This window comes from Glutamicibacter sp. JL.03c, assembly GCF_025854375.1.
GTDB lineage: Bacteria > Actinomycetota > Actinomycetes > Actinomycetales > Micrococcaceae > Glutamicibacter.
In genome coordinates this window covers 3,063,303-3,082,949 of the sequence record NZ_CP107575.1, presented here as the reverse complement: position 1 = coordinate 3,082,949, position 19,647 = coordinate 3,063,303, and the positions used below count along the sequence as shown (strand labels likewise).

22 protein-coding genes are annotated in these 19,647 nt (G+C 60.7%); 16 read left to right on the top strand and 6 right to left on the bottom strand.

The features are described 5' to 3' along the window. Positions 1-11: 11 nt before the first annotated feature. Positions 12-596: a GNAT family N-acetyltransferase gene (locus OF385_RS14300; protein ID WP_264275977.1), complete on the top strand. Its 585-nt coding sequence runs from the start codon at positions 12-14 to the stop codon at positions 594-596. A gap of 34 nt (positions 597-630) precedes the next feature. Here the strand turns inward: OF385_RS14300 and OF385_RS14295 are convergent, their stop codons facing one another. Continuing rightward, positions 631-1,389 (bottom strand): FadR/GntR family transcriptional regulator, encoded by a 759-nt coding sequence (locus tag OF385_RS14295; protein ID WP_264275976.1) that lies wholly within the window; start codon positions 1,387-1,389, stop codon positions 631-633. A gap of 183 nt (positions 1,390-1,572) precedes the next feature. On the opposite strand from OF385_RS14295, the gene OF385_RS14290 reads away from it, so the two are divergent. Genes OF385_RS14290 through OF385_RS14270 form a run of 5 tightly spaced genes read left to right on the top strand, consistent with a single transcriptional unit; the run spans position 1,573 to position 8,110 of the window. After that, on the top strand, positions 1,573-3,093 hold the full coding sequence (locus OF385_RS14290; protein WP_264275975.1) for an ABC transporter substrate-binding protein: 1,521 nt from the start codon (positions 1,573-1,575) through the stop codon (positions 3,091-3,093). Positions 3,094-3,123: 30 nt separating this feature from the next. Further along, on the top strand, positions 3,124-4,071 hold the full coding sequence (locus OF385_RS14285) for an ABC transporter permease (protein ID WP_264275974.1): 948 nt from the start codon (positions 3,124-3,126) through the stop codon (positions 4,069-4,071). Beyond that, complete coding sequence (locus tag OF385_RS14280) at positions 4,071-4,922, top strand: ABC transporter permease (protein ID WP_264275973.1); 852 nt, start codon at positions 4,071-4,073, stop codon at positions 4,920-4,922. Before OF385_RS14285 ends, OF385_RS14280 begins: the two co-directional genes overlap by 1 nt. Before the next feature lie 2 nt (positions 4,923-4,924). After that, positions 4,925-6,667, top strand: a complete 1,743-nt coding sequence (locus OF385_RS14275; protein ID WP_264275972.1) for a dipeptide ABC transporter ATP-binding protein — start codon at positions 4,925-4,927, stop codon at positions 6,665-6,667. Between the two features lie 27 nt (positions 6,668-6,694). Beyond that, positions 6,695-8,110, top strand: coding sequence for an amidase (locus tag OF385_RS14270; protein ID WP_264275971.1), 1,416 nt, complete (start codon positions 6,695-6,697; stop codon positions 8,108-8,110). 15 nt (positions 8,111-8,125) lie between these two features. Here the strand turns inward: OF385_RS14270 and OF385_RS14265 are convergent, their stop codons facing one another. The 3 genes from OF385_RS14265 to OF385_RS14255 are packed head-to-tail and all read right to left on the bottom strand — an operon-like array spanning position 8,126 to position 11,170. Then, positions 8,126-8,899 (bottom strand): FadR/GntR family transcriptional regulator, encoded by a 774-nt coding sequence (locus tag OF385_RS14265; protein ID WP_264275970.1) that lies wholly within the window; start codon positions 8,897-8,899, stop codon positions 8,126-8,128. A gap of 24 nt (positions 8,900-8,923) precedes the next feature. Beyond that, a complete protein-coding gene (locus OF385_RS14260; protein WP_264275969.1) occupies positions 8,924-9,694 on the bottom strand; it encodes an SDR family NAD(P)-dependent oxidoreductase in 771 nt (256 codons plus the stop codon). A 24-nt stretch (positions 9,695-9,718) separates the two neighbouring features. Continuing rightward, the gene (locus OF385_RS14255; RefSeq protein WP_264275968.1) at positions 9,719-11,170 is read right to left on the bottom strand and encodes an aldehyde dehydrogenase family protein; all 1,452 of its coding nucleotides are present in this window, start codon (positions 11,168-11,170) and stop codon (positions 9,719-9,721) included. Positions 11,171-11,305: 135 nt separating this feature from the next. Between OF385_RS14255 and OF385_RS14250 the strand changes: the two genes are divergently transcribed. The 4 genes from OF385_RS14250 (at position 11,306) to OF385_RS14235 (ending at position 14,103) form a co-directional block, all read left to right on the top strand. Continuing rightward, positions 11,306-11,443, top strand: coding sequence for a hypothetical protein (locus OF385_RS14250; RefSeq protein WP_264275967.1), 138 nt, complete (start codon positions 11,306-11,308; stop codon positions 11,441-11,443). Next, entirely contained in the window at positions 11,433-12,044 is a 612-nt protein-coding gene (locus tag OF385_RS14245; protein WP_264275966.1) for a GntR family transcriptional regulator, read from the top strand. The genes OF385_RS14250 and OF385_RS14245 overlap by 11 nt, the downstream gene beginning before the upstream one ends. After that, positions 12,041-13,153, top strand: coding sequence for a 3-isopropylmalate dehydrogenase (locus tag OF385_RS14240; RefSeq protein WP_264275965.1), 1,113 nt, complete (start codon positions 12,041-12,043; stop codon positions 13,151-13,153). The genes OF385_RS14245 and OF385_RS14240 overlap by 4 nt, the downstream gene beginning before the upstream one ends. 110 nt (positions 13,154-13,263) lie before the next feature. Continuing rightward, entirely contained in the window at positions 13,264-14,103 is an 840-nt protein-coding gene (locus tag OF385_RS14235; protein ID WP_264275964.1) for an SGNH/GDSL hydrolase family protein, read from the top strand. Positions 14,104-14,116: 13 nt separating this feature from the next. Here OF385_RS14235 and OF385_RS14230 read toward each other — a convergent pair whose 3' ends face one another. Both OF385_RS14230 and OF385_RS14225 read right to left on the bottom strand, forming a co-directional pair. Beyond that, positions 14,117-14,548, bottom strand: a complete 432-nt coding sequence (locus OF385_RS14230) for a VOC family protein (protein ID WP_264275963.1) — start codon at positions 14,546-14,548, stop codon at positions 14,117-14,119. Positions 14,549-14,752: 204 nt separating this feature from the next. Next, positions 14,753-15,175, bottom strand: coding sequence for an acyl-CoA thioesterase (locus OF385_RS14225; RefSeq protein ID WP_264275962.1), 423 nt, complete (start codon positions 15,173-15,175; stop codon positions 14,753-14,755). A gap of 209 nt (positions 15,176-15,384) precedes the next feature. Between OF385_RS14225 and glsA the strand changes: the two genes are divergently transcribed. The 6 genes from glsA to OF385_RS14195 all read left to right on the top strand — a co-directional run bounded on the left by glsA (position 15,385) and on the right by OF385_RS14195 (position 19,647). Next, positions 15,385-16,413 carry a glutaminase A gene (glsA, locus tag OF385_RS14220; protein ID WP_264275961.1) on the top strand — a complete coding sequence of 343 codons (1,029 nt, stop codon included), beginning with the start codon at positions 15,385-15,387 and terminating at the stop codon, positions 16,411-16,413. Between the two features lie 339 nt (positions 16,414-16,752). Continuing rightward, entirely contained in the window at positions 16,753-17,307 is a 555-nt protein-coding gene (locus OF385_RS14215; protein WP_264275960.1) for an alternate-type signal peptide domain-containing protein, read from the top strand. 25 nt (positions 17,308-17,332) lie between these two features. Continuing rightward, positions 17,333-17,908 carry a hypothetical protein gene (locus OF385_RS14210; RefSeq protein WP_264275959.1) on the top strand — a complete coding sequence of 192 codons (576 nt, stop codon included), beginning with the start codon at positions 17,333-17,335 and terminating at the stop codon, positions 17,906-17,908. Positions 17,909-17,976: 68 nt separating this feature from the next. Further along, positions 17,977-18,471 carry a signal peptidase I gene (locus OF385_RS14205; protein ID WP_264275958.1) on the top strand — a complete coding sequence of 165 codons (495 nt, stop codon included), beginning with the start codon at positions 17,977-17,979 and terminating at the stop codon, positions 18,469-18,471. After that, positions 18,468-19,079, top strand: a complete 612-nt coding sequence (locus OF385_RS14200) for a hypothetical protein (RefSeq protein WP_264275957.1) — start codon at positions 18,468-18,470, stop codon at positions 19,077-19,079. The genes OF385_RS14205 and OF385_RS14200 overlap by 4 nt, the downstream gene beginning before the upstream one ends. Next, entirely contained in the window at positions 19,072-19,647 is a 576-nt protein-coding gene (locus tag OF385_RS14195; RefSeq protein ID WP_264275956.1) for a hypothetical protein, read from the top strand. The genes OF385_RS14200 and OF385_RS14195 overlap by 8 nt, the downstream gene beginning before the upstream one ends.

Here is a 19,647-nt window from a genome sequence, read left to right as displayed (position 1 = left end):
AAGATGATGGCATGGATACCGTCCAATCCCTGAGAATCGAACCGCTGACCGAGTCGCGGATGGAAGACTTTGCCGCGGTGGTGAATCCGAATCATCGGCAGAAGCACTGCTGGTGCTTGTCCCACCGGCTCAGTGCCCGGGAAATCCGGGAACGCGGCGGAGAAGACCGCTATGAAGCGATGTGCTCGCTGGCCCGAGAGGAGATCGCCCCGGGAGTCATCGCCTATCTTGAGGACCAGCCGGTGGGGTGGTGCAGCATCTCGCCGCGGGCGCAGATCCCCAGGCTGGAGAACTCGAAGCTGATCCGGCCCGTGGATGAGCTGAAGGTGTGGAGCATCATCTGCATGGTGGTGCGCGCCGGCTACAGGCGCAGGGGAGTGAACCGCCAGATGGTGCTCGGTGCGCTGGGCTACGCCAAGAGCCTGGGCGCTCCTGCGGTGGAAGCCTACCCTGTGGACCCCGAAGGCCGGATGGATTTGACCATGGCCTTTGTCGGGACCCGCACAATGTTCGAGGAAGCCGGCTTCGAAGTGGTGGGCATCAGCGATGCGGTGGCCAGCCGAATGCCGCGGTTGATCATGCGCAAGATGCTGTGACCTGCCGATGCCGATGCCGATGGAGGACCGGCGGCTACCGTTTTTCGGTGAGGGCCTGCACGCCTAGCAGTCCTTGCTCATCCAAGCTCTTGCGGAAGTAGGAGGAGATCGCAGTTTTGGCCGCGTCGCCCGCTGCGACCGGATCACCGGCTTCGATGGCATCGAATATGGCGCGGTCCAGGGAGACGACTTTTTTCATTGCCCGCGTCTCGTTATCGGCATGGCTCATTTGATCGTTCATGACCTGCAGGATCGCGCCGGCCACTGCCTCGCCGCAGATCCGCAGGATGCTGTTGTGGCTGGCTTCCCATACCGCGGCGTGGAAATCCAGATCGGCCCGGTTGAATGAATCGGAACCGGTGCTGGATTCGACTTCCATGCGTTCGACGGCGTCGCGCATCGCGGCCAGCTGCTCATCGTTGTGCATCACGGCGGCGAGCTGGCAGGCGGAGCTTTCCAAAACGATGCGGAATTGCACCAGCTCGTCGAGCGACAGTGAAGTGATCCGGGTGAGGTTGGCGAAGGATCGTCCCAGGTGATCCGTGGATACCGGCAGGACGACCGGACCGCTGCGTCCACCGGGTTTGGATGCGATCAGCCCCTGGCTCTGAAGAACTCGCAGTGCCTCGCGCACCGTGGGACGGCTGACCGAGAACTGCGTCATCAGCTCGCGTTCGCTGGGCAGATGCTGCCCCGGCTTGATCTCCTTGGACAGGATCGCTTCTTCGATCTGCTGGACAACTCGCTCGTAGGTCAGCGTTGGCACGGCCGGCGTAAAAGTCAGCTTGCTCATGTGGAGCCTTCCTTGGATCGAAAACACTCGGTTGAGGACAAAGATATCCCAGCTGTCGCTTCAAGAACATGCAAAATCGAAAACTTCTCAAACTGGTAAGACCAGAAAACTTAGTAGAAATATCAGCATGGATGGTGTTTCATGGATCACATCACTCATTGGCACGTTGAACGATGGAGAATCATGAGCTCGAAGAAAAACCTCTGCCGGTTGGTTACCACAGCACTAGTTGGCACGCTGGCCTTGAGCGCGTGCTCTGCCGGATCAAGCTCGACCGCGACCGACGACGCTAGCCAGAAGACTTCGGTCACAGTGGCATTGACTGGAGAGCCGGTCAACCTCGATTTCACCACGACCGCGGGCGCAGCTATTCCCCAGGCGCTCATGTCCAATGTCTACGAAGGACTGGTCGAGATCGACCAGGAAGGCAAGATCCAGCCCCTGCTGGCAGAATCGTGGGAACTGAGCAACGGCAACAAGACCTACACGTTCAAACTTCGAGACGGCGTCACGTTTTCCAACGGCGAAGCATTCACCGCCGATGACGTCAAATTCAGCATCGACAGGGTCAAATCCGATGCCTGGGTCTCCAGCCTGAAAGCCAAGATGGACATCGTCGATTCGGTGAAAGTCGTCAGCGACACCGAAGTGGCGGTCACCCTCAAGAAGCCGAGCAATGCCTGGCTCTTCGACATGGGAACACTGGTCGGAGCCATGTTCGACCCGAGCGGCGTGGACGACTTGGCCAGCACCGCCATCGGCACCGGCCCTTATGAAATCGAGGCATGGAACCGCGGCCAGTCCATCGACTTCGCCACGCGCGAGGACTACTGGGGCGAAAAGCCAGCAGTCGAGAAGGCGACGCTGCGCTATTTCGCGGACGCGGTGGCGACCACCAACGCCTTGCAATCCGGTGACGTGGACGTCGTCTACAACATGCAGTCCCCGGAACTGCTTTCCTCCTTTGAATCCAATGACCAGTTCCAGGTGCTGGAGGGAACCTCCAACGGAGAAATCGTGTTGTCGATGAACAACAAGAAAGCCCCATTTGATGACAAGCGAGTCCGCCAAGCGGTCATGCATGCCATCGATCGCCAGGCCGTCGTCGATACGGCGTGGAATGGCTATGGAACCGTCGTCGGCGGGCCAGTGCCGACCACTGATCCGTACTACGAAGACCTCAATGACGTTTACCCCTACGATCCCGAGAAAGCCAAGAAGCTTTTGAAGGAAGCGGGGGCAGAAGACCTCAGCGTGACGTTCACCGTGCCGACCCGTCCTTACGCCACCGCGGTGTCCGAAATCGTCGTCTCCCAGCTGGCCGATGTGGGCATCAAGGCAAGTATCGAATCCGCCGAATTCCCTGCGGTATGGCTGGACCAGGTCTTCACCAAAAAGGATTACCAGATGTCGGTAGTCCTGGCGGTGGAAAGCCGCGATGTCCTGGCCATGTTCAATAATCCGGACTACTACCTGGGCTACGACAACTCGAAGATCAAGGACCTGGCGGCCACAGCCGATGCGGCCGATGAAGGCGGCTACGTTGACGGGATGAAGCAGGTCGTACGCACCATCGTCGACGACGCTGCCGCGGACACCCTGTTCATCTTCCCGAACATCGTTGTCGCCAAGTCGGGAGTCACTGGAATTCCAGAAAACTCCGTCACCGAAGCGCTGGACCTGACCGAAATCGGCTGGAACTGACAAGCTGCCGATGCCTGAGGGGAATCGCTGATGGGACTTCGAATACTGATTAATGTGGCGAGATTCGCCGTCACGTATGTGGTGGCTACCGTGGCGGTGTTCTTCTTCATGAGAGCCATCCCCGGTGATCCTGCCCAGATCGCCTTGGGCGTGAATGCGACGCCAGAGCTGTTGGCCAAGACCCGCGCGGAATTCGGCACGGACCGTCCGCTGATCGTCCAGTACTTCGACTGGGCGCTGGGTCTGCCGTTTGGCGACTTCGGCACCTCGTATGTCACGCGGCAAGATATCAGTCCGCTGATCCTGGACCGGGTGCAGGTGAGCCTGATCCTTGTCGTCTTGGCGATGATCGTGGCCTTGGCTATTGCGGTGCCCTTCGGAACCTACGCGGCGGTCAAACACCGCAACCCCAGCGGCATCGTAATTAGCGGAATCAGCCAGCTGGGAGTCGCCGTTCCCAACTTCCTCGCCGGAATTCTGCTGGTCGTGGTGTTCGCGGTGGGACTGGGCTGGCTGCCGGCCAACGGGTGGACCCCGCCCGGCGTTGATTTTGCCGATTTCCTGGCGCGCGTGATCTTGCCGGTGCTCGCCCTGGCCTCGGTCCAGGGTGCCATCCTCACCCGGTATGTCCGTTCGGCAGTCATGGAAGTCATGAGCGAAGACTATCTGCGCACCGCCCGGTCCAAAGGGCTGGGCAAGCTGCAGGCCCTGGTCAAGCACGGCCTGCGCAATGCCTCGATTCCGGTGCTGACCGTCACCAGCGTGCAGCTGGCGGCATTGATCATCGGAGCCGTCGTCATTGAACGGGTCTTCGTCATTCCCGGTTTGGGATCCATGCTGCTCGATGCCGTCGGAAACCGCGATCTGCTCACCGTCCAATCGGTAGTCATGGTGCTCGTAGCCATCACGCTGATCATCAATCTGCTCGTCGACGTGCTCTACACGATCCTTGATCCGCGCATCAGAAAGGGAGCGTAATGACACAGGAACAAGTGGTGGCCAAGCCTGCCAAGCGCAAGCTGTCATCGACGTTGATCGTGGGCGGCACGCTCGTCGCCCTGGTGCTGATCGCGGCCCTGGTCTCCTTTATCTGGACCCCCTATGATCCTGTCCAAGCGGTCCCCGCCGACCGTTTGCAAGGTGCAAGCGCCCAGCATCTGATGGGCACCGATCGATATGGCCGTGACGTGTTTTCAGGGGTGCTCTACGGGGCACGCATCACCTTGCTGGTCGGCCTCGTCGCAGTCGGCATTGCCTTGCTGATCGGCACCCCGCTGGGCATCCTGGCCGGGATGCGCGGTGGGGTGACCGAGGAAATCACCATGCGCGGCGCCGATATCCTGCTGGCTTTTCCGGCGCTGCTGGTAGCCATCATGTTCGGCGCGGTGTTCGGGGCCAGCACCCTGACCGCCATGCTGGCCATCGGCATCGGATCGATACCTGGCTTCGCCCGCGTTGCCCGCAGCGGAACACTGCAGGTGATGAGCACCGAATACATCATGGCGGCCAAGGCAGCGAGCCAAAGCAGCTGGAGGATCGCCAGGCGCCACGTCTTGCCCAATATCATCGGCATGGTTGTCGTCCAGTGCTCCGTCTCCTTTGCCATCGCTGTACTGGCTGAAGCGGCATTGTCCTTCCTCGGGCTGGGCACCCCGCCACCGGTCCCATCCTGGGGACGCATGCTCCAGGAATCGCAGCAGTTCCTCGGCACCTACCCGATGCTGGCGGTCTGGCCAGGTATCGCGATCGCAACGGCTGTTTTGGGCTTCACCCTGCTGGGCGACGGCTTGCGTGACCGGTTCGACCCCAAACTGAACGGAGAGCGCTAACCATGGCAGACAACGACGCGCGCTCTAATCTGCTGGAGGTCTCCAGCCTGACGATCAAGACCAAGACCCGCACCTTGGTCACGGACTTCAACCTGAGCATGAAACGCGGGGACCGGGTCGGCCTGATCGGCGAATCCGGTTCCGGCAAGTCGATGACCACTTCTGCGTTGATGGGCCTGTTGCCCGAGGGAGTCAGCGCCCAGGGGTCGATCCAATTGGCCGGCCATTCCGGAAACCTGTTGGAGGCCAGTGACAAGGAACTGCAGAAGATCCGTGGCAAGGACATGGCCATGGTATTCCAGGAACCGCTGACCGCTTTGAACCCCTTGATGAAGGTGGGGAAGCAGGTCGCGGAGATCATGAGCACGCACAAGAGCGTGGGCAGCAAGGCTGAAGCGCGCCAACGTGCCATTGAACTGCTGGCTTCGGTCAAATTGCCGGATCCTGAACGCGCCGCCCGGTCTTATCCGCATCAGCTTTCGGGCGGCCAGCGGCAACGCGCCATGCTCGCCATGGCGCTGGCCAATGATCCGGGGCTGCTGCTGTGCGATGAGCCGACGACAGCACTGGATGTGACGGTGCAACGCCAGGTGTTGGATTTGATCCAGGAATCCGTGGCCGAACGCGGCACCGGATTGCTGTTCATCACCCATGACTTGTCTGTGGTGGCCAATGTCTGCGACCGGGTTCTGGTGATGAACAATGGGTACATTGTCGAAGAGGGAAGCACCGAAGAAGTCTTCAGCAACCCGCAGCATCCCTATACGCGCGGCCTGCTGGCAGCCTCGGATTTGAATGCCACCGATGCCGATGGACGGCTATTCACGGTGGCCTCGGCCGCGGCCTATGTGCCGCCATCGCTGGATGATCCGCTGCCAGAAGCCATCGCCGAAACCAGGGTTTGGGAGCCAGATCAGCAAGTTGCCGCTGGCGGCAAGGAACCGGTGATCAGCGTCAAGGATCTTGTCCGCACCTACCCGGTGGGCCGCACGTCGCTCTTTGGCAAGCCGGGCGAAGTGCAAGCGCTGCGAGGCATTTCCTTCGACGTGGCCGCAGGCCAACGATTTGGCGTCGTGGGCGAATCGGGATCCGGGAAGTCAACCCTGCTGCGAATTCTCGCCGGGCTCGACCAGCCGACCTCAGGCAGTGTGCAAGTGGCCGGCAACCAAATCGCTGGTGCCAAGGAAAAAAACCTGCTGCAACTGCGCCAGCAATTGCAGATCGTTTTCCAGGATCCCATGGGGTCCCTGGATCCACGCATGAAAGTCCGGGACATCATTGCCGAGCCTTTGCTGGCTCCGGGGCAAAAGGTCGACAGCGCCAAGCTCCGGAAACAGGTGGCTGACATGCTCGGTGCGGTGGGGCTGCCGGCCGATGCCGCTGAACGCTTCCCGCACCAGTTCTCCGGCGGGCAGCGCCAGAGGATCTCCATTGCCCGGGCATTGATCTGCGAGCCCAAGGTGCTCGTCGCTGATGAGCCTGTGAGCGCGCTGGATGTCTCGGTCAGGGCCCAGGTGCTCAACCTGCTCTCCGATCTGGTCGATGACTATCAGCTGACCTTGGTCTTCGTCTCCCATGACCTCTCTGTCGTGCGCTATATCTGCGACAACGTTGTGGTGATGAACCACGGAGAGATCGTCGAGAGCGGAACCACCGGGCAAATCTATGACAATCCGCAGCACAGCTACACCCGTACGTTGGTGAATTCATCAATGTCGCTTCGCGAGGAACTAGCGACTCGCTAGGAACACCGCGTACATCGAGAGGTTCACATGTCACAAATATCAGAGCATTCCACAGCGCTGCACCAGCTCTCGGCTCGAGAACTCGGTGCCGCCTACGCCGCGCGCGAACTATCACCCGTGGAGGTCGCCCGCTCGGTGATCAGCCGTGTCGAGGAACGCGAGCCGGTTCTCAACGCGCTGTACAAGTTCGACCCCCAGGATGTGCTGCGCCAAGCCGAGCAGAGCGGGCAACGCTGGGCCAGCGGAGCACCCCGAGGTGCCTTGGATGGAGTGCCGGTCACGGTCAAGGAGAATATTGCCCGGAAGGGTATTCCGATGCCCTCGGGAACCGCGCTGGCCAACCCCAAGGTGCCCGCGCAGAACGCTCCGATCACCGATCGGATTCTGGAAGCCGGAGCGGTCATCGTCGGCTCCACCACCATGCCGGACTGGGGCATGCTCTCCTCCGGAGTATCCAGCCTGCACGGTATTACCCGCAGCGCGTGGAATCCGGATTGGACCACCGGCGGATCCAGTGCCGGGGCCGGGGCCGCGGCAGCTGCAGGCTACGGGCCATTGCATGTCGGCACGGATATTGGAGGCTCGATCCGGCTGCCGGGCGGATGGCAGGCGTTGGCCACGCTCAAGCCGAGCGCCGGCCTGATACCGCTGGATATTCCGTATATCGGCAGGGCCGCGGGGCCGATGGGCCGCAGCGTCGCCGATATCGCCCTGTTCATGTCGATTCTCGCTCAACCCGATCTTCGGGATTATACGACCAGGCCTTATCCGGCCATGGACTGGACGGCGGAACCTATCGACGTGCGGGGCCTGAAAGTCGCCGTCCACCTCGATGCCAACGCCGGCGCGGCCGTCGAGCCGGAAATCGTTGCGGCCGTTTCCACTGTCGCTGATCTCTTCGCATCTTCCGGGGCACAGGTGGAAGTGCTCAATCCCTTCATTGATCAACAGATGCTTGACCGGCTGGATGGTTTTTGGCGGACACGATCGCTGGCGGACTACCGGGAGCTTCCAGCAACAGAACAGTCCAAGGTGCTGGACTATATCGTCGCGTGGTGCACCGATGGCGGGAAGTATGATGGCGCGGATACCATCAGGAACTTCGGGGCCATTGACCAGATGCAGAAGGCGACGATTGCCGCCACCAACGCATTCGACATCGTGATTTCTCCGGTGTCCCCGATGGCGGCCTTCCCTGCCGAGCAACCCATGCCGCATCCTGATCCTCACGCCACGATGAGCCACATCGGCTTTACCGTTCCCTACAACATGTCCGGGCAGCCAGCTGCAACAGTGAACTGCGGATTCACCAGTGACGGAAAGCCCATCGGCGTGCAGCTCTCCGGGCGGGTAGGAGCAGATGGCCAGGTGCTGAAGGCTGCCAGTTGGTACGAATCGCAGCGGCCTGCAACCGCTGTACCCAATTGGCTGGAGCTGGAGTAGTTCTCGGCAGTCCTGCTATCCGGTGGTGCTGCCGAAGGAGGCAAGAGCGGACAAGGCGGTTCGTTCTTCCTCCGCCAGCAGATGTCCGTAATACTCGAAGAGGCTGCTACGCGCCAAGTGCTCCGCCAAGTGGGCATTCTGGTCGCGGATTGCCTGGAATACCCGGGCATGGTGGTCAATGGTGCGTTGCATCAGCGCGTGATCATCTGCGCTCTGCTCAATGTTTGTGGCAATGAGCTGCTCAATGGAGTCGCGTACGGCTTGCGCAGAAATACGCAAGAGCGCGTGGCCGCTGGCGTTGGCCACAACATCATGGAAATCCAAGTCTGCATTGCTGAAGGATTCCTGGCCTTGTGTCCGGGCCGCGCGCATCCGGGCCATGGCCTTTTCGAGCTGCAGCAGGTCGGCTTCGGTACGCCTCGTGGCGGCCAGCGAGTTGGCAGATGACTCCAGGGTCATGCGGTAGATCAGCAGATCAGCGAGGCTTGAGGCCGAGGTTGCGGCCAGCCTGCTGATCATTTTCCGCAACGGGACGGAGGTCGGCGCCATGATCACTGCCCCGCGGGGATCGCCTGGACGAGAGGCTATCATCCCGTTGCTTTCCAGCACGCGCATGGCTTCGCGAACCGAGGAGCGGCTGACCTGGAAGGTCGTCACCAGTTCGCGTTCGCCCGGAAGGTGCTCGCCGGCTTTGAGCTCGCCGGAGAGCACCTGTTGCTCGATGTGGTTCACGATGGCTTCGAATGCCCGTGCTTTGGGGGCATCTGCCGACTGGGGTAGCTGTGCCATGGGCTGTTTCCTCCCTGATCCGGATCAGTTCGGCGGTGTGAAACGTCCGTCGATGGCGGTCCAGCCGCCATCAACGCTGAGCACGGAACCGGTCACGAAGCTCGAAGCGTCGGAAGCCAAGTAGACGATGGCGCCAGCCATTTCCTCTGGTTTGGCCCACCGCCCAAGGGCGCTCTTATTGGCGTAGGCGTTGTACCATTCTTCATTGGCCTTGATTTGCGCGGTCAGCGGGGTTTCAACTACGCCCGGGGCGATGACATTCACGCGTACCGCGTGCTCGCCGAATTCTGCGGCTGCTGTACGGACCAGCTGCACGAGTGCGGCCTTGGTTGCCGAGTAGACGCTCTGTCCGGGCTCTACAACGGAAGCGCGGATTGAAGCCACGCCGATGATGGACCCGCCGCCATTGGCTGCCAGGCGGGGAGCGAAGGCCTGGATCAGCGAGAACGAGGCGCGCAGATTCAAGTTCACGACTTTGTCGAATTCATCCATGGTGTAATCGACAATGCGCTTGCGCACGTTCATCGCGGCGGTGAACACCAGAGCGGAGATGTCTTGGTACTTTTCTGCGGCTGCTTGGACTGCTTCCTGGTCCAGGACGTTGAGCTTGATGGCCGTCGCGGTGTCGCCTAGCATGCTTGCTGTCTCTTGAGCTGCTTCTTCGTTGAGATCTGCGCAGATGACCTGGGCATTGTGGGCGTTGAGGGCAAGGGCTGCTTCGCGTCCGATGCCGCTGCCGGCTCCGATTACCAGAACGCGGCGTGAGGAGAACTGGAATAACTGTGTGTAGTCCACGAGGGCTTCTTTCTGTGCAGGTGTTTAGGGACGAATCAGGGCCATGCGCGTGACCGTGAATTCCTCGATGGCGAAGCGAGGGCCTTCACGGCCGATGCCGGAATCCTTGACTCCTCCATATGGCATGATGTCGGACCTGAAACCGGGGATCTCATTGACAACCACTCCGCCGACCTTGAGCGTGTCGATAGCGCGGAAAGCTGTGTTGAGCGAGCTGCTGTAGATGGCGGCCTGCAATCCATACCGGGAGTCGTTGAGCACTTCAAAAGCCGTATCAAGATCGGGAACCGTTTCCAGGCAGACAACCGGTCCGAAGATCTCTTCGCTCCATAACGCCAGGTCCCTCGGGACGTCGCGAACCACGGTCGGCTGAAGGGACCGTCCTTCGAGTGCGCCACCTGCCAGCACTTGAGCGCCTCGTTCTACGGCATCGTTGAGCCAGCCCAGAATCCGTTGGGTTGACGCCTCATTGATGACCGGCGCTACCCGGGTGTCTGCGGCGCGCGGGTCACCTACAACAACTTCCTTGATCCGCGCCAGAAGATGGGTCTGGAACTCCTGGGCTATTTCCTGGTCCAGCAATACACGCTGGATGGAGATGCAGGCCTGGCCGTTGGCATAGAACCCACCGCGGAGCACAGCGTCTACGGCATCTGGAATGCTGGCATCCGCCGCGACGATGAACCCGGTATTGGAGCCAAGCTCGAGCACGGTTTTACGTGGTGCGGCATTCCTGGCGATCTGATGTCCGACGGCGGCGGAACCGGTGAAGGAAACCACCGCCGAGCGTGGATCGCCCACCAGCCGCTCGCCCACATCGATGCCGCCGGTGACAAGCTGGACTGCGCTACGGCCAACGCCGTATTCAGCCAGGACCTCGCGGATGATGTGCACGGCCCATAATGTGGCGAGCGGAGTATTGGGCGCCGGCTTGAGGATGATCGGGCATCCAGCGGCGATGGCCGGTGCCAGCTTGTGGCTTGCCAGCAGCAGCGGGTAGTTGAAGCCCGCGATGCCTATGACAATTCCTGCCGGTTTGCGAACCCAGAAGCCCATCATGCCTTCGCCTGCGGGCTGCAGATCCAGCGGCACCGTCTCGCCATGAATGTGGGCGACTTCTTCGGCCGCCGAAGACCAAGTGGTGAGGGTTCGAGCTACTTCCACCCGGCAGTCAACCAATGGCTTCCCGGTTTCCAGGACCAGAAGGTTCTCCAGTTCGCCGCGATGCTCCGCCAGCCGATCATGCACGGATGACAAAATGGCACGGCGCGTACCAGTGCTCAGGTGTTCGACCTCGGCCGCAACTTGCTCGGCGGCATTCAAGGCGTGCTCGGCATCTTCCACGCTTCCCACCGGTGCTGTGGCAACCACCGAGGAGTCGTAGGGGAAGACAATATCAACGCCCTCTCCACACGGAACCCACTGGTTGCCGATTGGCAGGCCTTCGGGATAAGCATTCAGATAAGTCGACACCATTCCTACTTTCGAGACGCCGTTAGTGGAAGTTTTACTGGTCAGACCAGTAGGTGATTCAAGCTAACCTGTGATCTAGCTCGCAGTCAATGAATTTGCTCAATTTTACGCCAAAGACGGCCAGAATCGTCGAAATCATTGACAACCGGACGGGGTGCTGGAACAGAATTGGTCAACAAGATGCCTCTGGATACCAAGCCAGATATGGGCAAGAATCCGATGCCGGGCGGTGCAGATGTCAACGAAGTGGCGCAGCAGCATCTCTTTGGCGGCTGAAACCGCGGGCCTGATCAGTGAACGCATTTTCTCCGGGTGGTACGAGCAAGGGGAACAGCTGCGGCAAGCATCCTTGTCGGAGCAATTGGAAGTGAGCAGAACCCCCTTGCGGGATGCGTTGAACCTGCTGGAAAACGACGGGCTGATCAAGTTCGATGAATCTGGCCGAGCCACCGTGAAAGCAATGACGTCTCGTGCCCTCAAGGATGCAATGCACTACCGGCGAATGATCGAAACAGGGGCGTGCGACCTCTTGCAGCGCAATGACGCAGCCGTACAGCTTGCCGATTTCCAGAAGTCTTTGGCAAGCCTGGCTAGCGACCCATCGCCTCGAAACCGGTCAAGATTTCACACAGAGCTGCTCGAATGCACGCGCAATGATCACCTGCGCCGCGGCGTGCCGATGGTGCGGCTGACAGAGGAGGTCTGGCTGCCCGCCCGACCCTGGTATCGGGAATTCGAGAACCAGCTATTTCGATTTACCGAGGTGGCCAGTGAAGCGATCGTGCACGGTTCGGTGCCCGATGCGCGCCGCGAGATCAAGAACTACTTCGACCAACTGCTCCAACTTATCGAGAACAATGAAAGGACCACGCTATGAACAGCTACTCCATCGCAGTAGTACCCGGAGACGGAATTGGTCCCGAGGTCATGGATGGCGCGCTAAAAGTGCTGGCGGCCGCAGAAGAGACGTTCGGCATCGGCCTGGAATACCACCGCTACGCAGCGGGGGCGCAACATTATCTGGCCACTGGAGAACTATGGAACCGCGACCTTGAACAACAACTTCGAACGCACGATGCCGTGCTCTTCGGGGCCATGGGAGACCCGTCGGTGCAGCCGGGAATCCTGGAACGAGGATTCATCCTCGCGATGCGGCAGGCCTTCGAGCAAGCGGTCAACCTGCGCCCGGTCAAGCTCTATCCCGGCGTAGCGACTCCGATCGCTGGCCTCACGCCGGAACGCTGCGATGTGGTCATCGTGCGTGAAAACACCGAAGGAGCCTACGTCGGCCAGGGGTCGACGATCCATGCCAATACGGCCAATACCGTTGCTGTGCAGGAGTCGGTCAATACCAGGGCAGGCATCGAGCGAGTCGTCGAATATTCCTTCAAGCTCGCCATGAGCCGCCGCCGGAAACTGACGCTCTGCCACAAGAAAAACATCCTCATCGAAGCCGGAAAACTCTGGCAAGAAGTCGTTGATTCCGTGGCAGCACGATACCCCGAAGTCCAGGTGGACTACGTCCACGTTGATGCCATGTGCTTCCACCTTCCCATTGCGCCGGAAAAGTTCGACGTCGTGGTCACGGATAACCTGTTTGGCGATATCATCACGGATTTGGGCGCTGTCATCCAAGGTGGCCTAGGTGTTGCCGCTAGCGGGAACCTGAACCTTGATGGCTCGGCTCCGAGCATGTTCGAAGCGATTCACGGATCAGCGCCGGACATTGCCGGCAAAGGCTGGGCGAATCCGGTAGGCGCGATTCTCTCAGCGGCGATGATGCTGGCCCATCTCGGGGAAAAGACCGCAGCGCAGGCCATCGAAACCGCAGCGGTGACCGTGCTGAAGGATTTGCCGGAACTGGCCGGTCCGGGAATGGGAATGACTACCAATGAGGTTGCCGCAGCAATTTCCTCGCAGGTCCGCGCTGATTTCACCAAGGTGGAAGGGCTCTCGGTGATGGAAAGCCTGGCAAATAGCCGCTGATGCCTGCGTGCTGATGGAACCCGGCCGTTGGTTCAATGTCCACTTGCCGGTGCCCCGGCGTTTGCCAGCTATCAATCAGGTCTTCAGCCAGTGCCGATAGCGTCCCTACCATGGGACGGCTATTCATGGCGCTAGGGGACTCCTTCACCGAAGGCGTGGGGGACTGGGAGCCTCGGCTGCCCAATGGCGTGCGTGGCTGGGCCGATCGCGTGGCCAAGCAGCTATCCAAGGCCGATCCGCAATGGCAGTACGTGAACCTGGGCATCCGCAGCCGCCGGCTGGAGCAGATCGTCAAGGAGCAGATTCCGGTCGCGTTGGCCCTGAAGCCGGAAGTGATCACCTTCTACGCTGGCGGCAACGACATCTTGGAGTTCCGCAAGGATATGAAGCTTTTCCTTGAACGCTACTCCCAAGCCGTCGCCGACCTGGTATCCACCGGGGCCAAAGTCCTGCTATTCACCGGCTTTGATATCCCGGTGCATCCGGTCTTGGCCCCGTTCAAGAGGCGGAACTGGCGCTTCAACGAGTGCGTGCGCGAGTTGGCGCTCAGGTATCCCGAGAACGTGGTGCTCGTGGATTACTGGCAGTGGGATGTCTACCGCGACAAGCGCATGTGGGATACCGACAAGTTGCATATGAACCGTGCCGGCCACCGCTACATGGCGATCCGCATTCTGGAGATCCTCGGCTCGGAACACCACCTGGAATTCGATCCGCTCGGGGAGTGCCAGCGGGTGGGTTTCTGGCAGGCGACCCAGCGTGATGTCGAATGGCTCAGGCAGTGGGTGCTGCCGATGTTCGGACGACGGATGCGGGGAGTGACCTTGGGTGATGAGCTTCAGCCGAGGTGGCCGGAACCGGTGTACCCGTCCAAGGGGATGAAAAAGCAATTCCGCAAACGCCGCGCGGTTTCATCCGCACGGCATTTGCGGAATTCAGAAGTGTCCTAGCCTGGCCGCGGCTCTAGCCTGCGGAGGCTTCCATGGACTGCAAGGCTTCGGGGCTCATCCACGAGATTTCCCAGACGTGGCCGTCGGGATCCTGGACAGCGGCCTGGTACATTCCGGGGAAGGGCTCGTCGGCCGGGCGGTAGATGCTGCCGCCGCCGGCCTGGGCGCGGGTGACAAAATCGTCCACGCCTTCGCGGGTATCAGAGGACAGCGCGTTGAGCGCTTCGCGCTGGCCGGTGCCAAGTCCGGGCTTGTCCCCGTTGACCAGGAAGCTGGCGAAGAATTCCTGCTGCAGGCTCATGACGAAGATGTTCTCATCGATGATCCACGAGGTGGCATTCTCGTCGGAGAAGGCAGGATTCTTGGCGAATCCCAGTGCCTCATAGAACTTGTCTGCTGTGGCTAGATCCGCGGTTGGTAGGTTGACAAAAATCATCTGGCCCATGGTGGTGGCTCGCTCCTGTCGAGGCGGGTGCTGCTTGATGGCAACTACTACTTTGCGTCATGCATCCTGCCAGATCAAGAGCATCGGGCGGACTGCAGCGAACAAACAACGAGGCCCCGAGCTGTACACCAGGACGGTGCGACAGCGCGAGGCCTCGGGAATACCCTGGCTGCAGTGCGGGCTGAGGGCAATGGGAGTGAAAGGCTAGATCAGCGACTTGGTGATTTCCAGCGGAATGCGGTCACGGGTGTAGGTGATGTGGTCGTAGCCGTGAGGCTCAGGCTGGCCATCTTCGCCGATGTTGACGAACACGATCTTTTCGATGGTGAGAATCGATTCCTGGGTGAAGATGTTGCGGACTTCTGCTCGCAGGGAGATCGAGGTTCGACCGAAGTCGATGGCGGTCAGGCCCATCTCGATGAGGTCGCCTTCTTTGGCGGAGGCGATGAAGTTGATCTCGGACATGAACTTGGTGACAACATGCTTGTTGCCCAACTGGATGATGGAGTAGATCGCTGCTTCCTCATCGATCCAGCGCAGAAGGCTGCCACCGAACAGCGTGCCATTTGCGTTCAGATCTTCTGGGCGAACCCACTTGCGCGTATGAAATGTAATACCCTTAGCCATGCTCAAAATGCTAAGTCAGGCAGGGGTGGATGCGCTGTAAGTTGCTCCACATTGTCACCCAAAACACAAAGTCTCGCCAATGGGCGCAGCGCTGTGCTACCGGCCACGGACCGTCGATGGGTGTTCGATGATGCCAAGTGGTGTTGCTGTTGGTAGTCTCATGTCAGGCAAGTCCAGATCGTCGTTGGAAGCAGCATGGGAGGGTGAGCGTGAACTATCCGTCGGAGGGCAGCAACGAGACCATCCCAACTGACTTCGACGACGTGGTTCAGCAGGTATCTACTGGTGCGCTGGAACATGATCGGATCGATCAGCTGCTTAACGAAGCCCATGAGCGCTATGCCGATGTTGATGAGGGGCTGCTGGCCCACTACATCCCGGTTCTCGGCCAGGCCGACCCGAATCTCTTTGGCATTGCCATGTCGCATGTCGGTGGTTCGGTGCATTCGGTGGGTGATTGCGGATACCGGTTCTCCATCCAGTCCATTTCCAAGATGTTTGTCTATGCCCTGGTCCTGCAGGAGCACGGGCGTGAACTGGTCCGCGAACGCATCGGCGTGAACAATACCGGCATGTCGTTCAACTCGGTCATGGCCTTCGAGCTGAACAACGGGAACCCGATGAACCCGATGGTCAATGCTGGCGCCATTGCGACGACTTCACTGATTCCGGGAAGAACTGCGGCCAAGAAGTGGGAGAACGTCCGTGAAGGGCTGTCGGCTTTTGCCGGTCGTTCACTAAGCCTGGATGACGAGGTGTACCACTCCGAATCGCTGGCCAATGAACGCAACAAGGCCCTGGGCTACTTGCTCAAGAGCAATGGCCGGCTCGATGATGATCCAACGGACGCCGTGGACGTGTACACCAAGCAATGCTCGTTGAACGTCACCGCCCACGACCTTGCCATCATGGGTGCCACCTTGGCTGATGGCGGGGTGAACCCGGTGACCGGCCAGCGGGTAGTGGACGCGGATGTTTGCCGCGATACCTTGGCGGTCGTGGCCACCAGCGGACTCTATGAACGTTCGGGCGAGTGGCTCTTTGAAATTGGCATCCCCGCGAAGTCGGGAGTGTCCGGCGGCATCGTGGCCGTGGCCCCCGGCAAGGGTGCCATCGGCGCGTTTTCGCCGCCGTTGGATATGGCGGGGAATTCCGTGCGGGCCCAATTGGCTATCGGCCAGCTATCCAGGGCGATGGGCCTGAACCTCTTCGCCTCGGCTCCCAGCCGGCTCGGCTAGCAATTATTCGCTCGCTTACGGTTTATTCTTCGTCTTTCGACCGCCTGATCGGATGTAATAATTGGCCGATCGGCAGTAGATCTTGGCCATCTGTCACGGAGCCGCCCCTTGGCGCCTTCTTGTCATCATTGTTCTTCATAAAGAGACTAGTCAATAGCGATATTTTGGCTATCTGCAATCGAGCTTCGCGAGTCCGTGACGAAGGTATTCCGCGGCCCTGGTTCTTCCTTCCCAGTCCTCGATGGGGTGGCGGACCTGAGAGGGGTTGTGGATTTCAATAGACAAGCTTTACTTAAAGTGCGAGTAGTCATGCAGCTTGACCTTTGAGGACGGAAATTCATGAAGAAGGTAACCAAAGCCACCATTGCCGCCGTCGCCGCCGGAGCGCTGCTACTGGGCGGAGCCGGAACCATCGCGCGCTGGCAGGCGCAGCAGACCATTGACGCCGGCACAGTGGAAACTGGCCACTTGAACTTGACCACTGGCGGACAGGGCGTCTGGCAGGACATCAGCGATCCCGCGGCCCCCGAGGCGTTCGACCCGGATGCACACCAGCTGGTCCCCGGGGATGTGGTGGCCTTCAGCCAGACCGCAACGATCGATGCTGAAGGCAAGAACATTGCTGGCCGGCTGACCGTGGACCAGGCCGCAACAGGACTGGGAGCCCTGGAAGGGTACGTCACCGTTTCCTTGCAGGTGGATGCCTCGGCAGACGGAATTACCGAGGAACCCGATGGAACGCTCAGTTTTGCCGAGCCGGGGAGCTATTCAGTGCCATTCCTGATTACCGTCACCTTCGCTGAGGGCGGAGACGGAGACACCCCGCCGACAACCTACGACCAAACCCTGGACCTGGAAGCCTTGACCCTGACGCTGGATCAAGTGCGCGCCTAATCATGGAATGCGGATCGGTTGGAGTATGCCCAAGCCCTTGAAATTCACGGTGTTCGCCCTGGTGCTGCTGATGCTGGGCATCAGCGCCCAAAGCACGGCGGCAAGCTGGCGTGCCGAAAGCATCGTGGATCCACCGGCGCTCAAAACTGGTTCACTGTCCTTGCTGGCTGGCGGCAGCGTGGACTATCCCTTCGCAACTCTCTCTGGCAGCGGGCTGGTGCCTGGATCGTTCACGCAGGCACCGCTGGTGATCAGCAATGCCGGTTCTGTCGACTTGGCATACAGGTTGAATGGGGCCGTCAATACCCTGCCCTCGCCCAGTGCTTCGGATCAAGCGCTATTCGGTTCCCTGCAGTTGAGTGTTTATTCCGGGATGGATTCGGCGGCCTGCGAGGCTGACCAGGCGTTGGCCGGGGTCCAGCTCTACCGTGGGGCAGTGGGGGCTAATGCGTCATTCGCCACCGCCAGGGTGCTGCGCGCCGAGCCCGCGGCCGCCTCGGAAACCCTGTGCGTGCGACTCTCGTTGCCAGCGGGAGCAACACAGGGCGCGGCCGGCGGGAAAGCCGCCGTCACGCTGACCTTCGCGGGGCAGCAGGGATGAATCGGCGACCACGGGCAAGGCCTCGGAGCACGCCGGAACGAACGGGGTTCTTCTGGTGGTGCGCCCAGGTGCTGTCGTGGCTGGCGCTATTTGCCGTCCTGGCTCTGGTTGCGGTGATGGTCATCGTGCCGCGATTGGGTGGAGCCACAGCCTATACGGTGCTCACCGGCTCGATGCGTCCGCAATTCCCGCCCGGGGCATTGGTGGTGGTGAAACCGGTCGACCCGCAGCACCTGCGGACCGGTGATGTAGCCACCTATCAACTGGAATCCGGTCGACCGGAGGTTGTGACGCATCGCGTGGTAGCGGTCGCTTCAACCTTGGATGGCCAGCAGCAGATCATATTCCGCGGGGACGCAAACAATGCCAATGACGACCCGGTCCGCGCCGAGCAGATTCGAGGCAAGCTCTGGTACTCGGTTCCACTCCTGGGGCATGTGAACAGTGCCTTGTCCTTGCAGCAAAGGACCTGGCTGACGTGGATCGTGGCGGGCGGCCTGATGGCCTATTCGCTGTCCATGTTTGCCGGGGCATGGCGTGATCGGCAGCGGGAGCACGCATGAAAAGGCGGGAGCGGGTGGCCATCTGCATGGCGTGTCTGGCGGCAATGCTCTGTGCCGGGTGGCACCTGGCGGCCCCGGCCACGGCGGAGGACACCGCCCCGGGGCTGAGTTTCAGCCTCGATGGCCAGGACTTCTCCCCGGTTCCACCACCAGTTTTCGGCGGCGGCGACATATTGGCGCCGGGGGGAGAATCCACCGGTTCCTTCCAGGTGCGCAACGATCGCGACAGCGCTGTCGAGGTCAGCATCCGGCCCATCGCGCCCGATGCTTCAACGCAGCTGTACTTCGTGGCCGCCGGGAGCAAGGTGATGGTCCTGGATCCACTAGAGGTCGCAGAGTTCGAATTGAAGCTGGGTCTGCCCGAGTCGGCGAGCAACGCCTCGCAGGATCGGAAAGTTCCTTCGCTTAAGGTCGAGGTGACTGCCGCGGAACTCGATGCCGGCGGTGAACCGCGGCCGCCAGATGGCCCCGAGCACCTGGTTGATACCGGGTTCAGCGGTTCCCTGATCGGTGCGGCCGCTGGTGCGGCGGTGGTCGGCTTGTTGCTGCGGGGAGCCGCGCGGAAAAATACGGACAAGGCCACGGCAAGGGGGCGGAACGATGAATGAGCGATCATTGCGGATCAAGGCACTGTTATCCCTGGGCATCCTGGTGGGGTTCGGTACGGTCTCGACCCTGGCCTCGTGGACAGGTCAGGCCACGGCCACCGCGAATGTGAGTACCGCAACCGTGGCGCTGGGTGTTGGTGCTTCCGCGGGAACGGCCACGTCAACCAGTTACCAGATGCCCATCACCGGCAGCAGCCTGTTCCCCGGGGCGAGTTCGGGTTCCACGGTCACCGTGAAGAACACCGGTTCAATTGCCGCGCCCTATGCCTTCCAAGGCCGAGTCATCGAATCCGGGTCCGGGACCCTGGGTGCTGGGCTGGGCGTCATCGTGAAAACCGGGGCAACGCTCAGCGGCACCGGATCGAGCGTGACGTGCTCGGGCGGTACCACGCTGCTCACCAAGAATGCGGGGGCTGCCTTCGGCGGCGCCACCACTGCCCGGCCGTTGGCTTCCGGGGCCAGTGAAACCTTGTGCGTGCAATACTCGCTGCCACTGAGCGCAGCGAACGCCTTGCAGGGCGCCTCGACCACCATCGAATTAGAATTCACGTCAACCGTGGGGTCATGA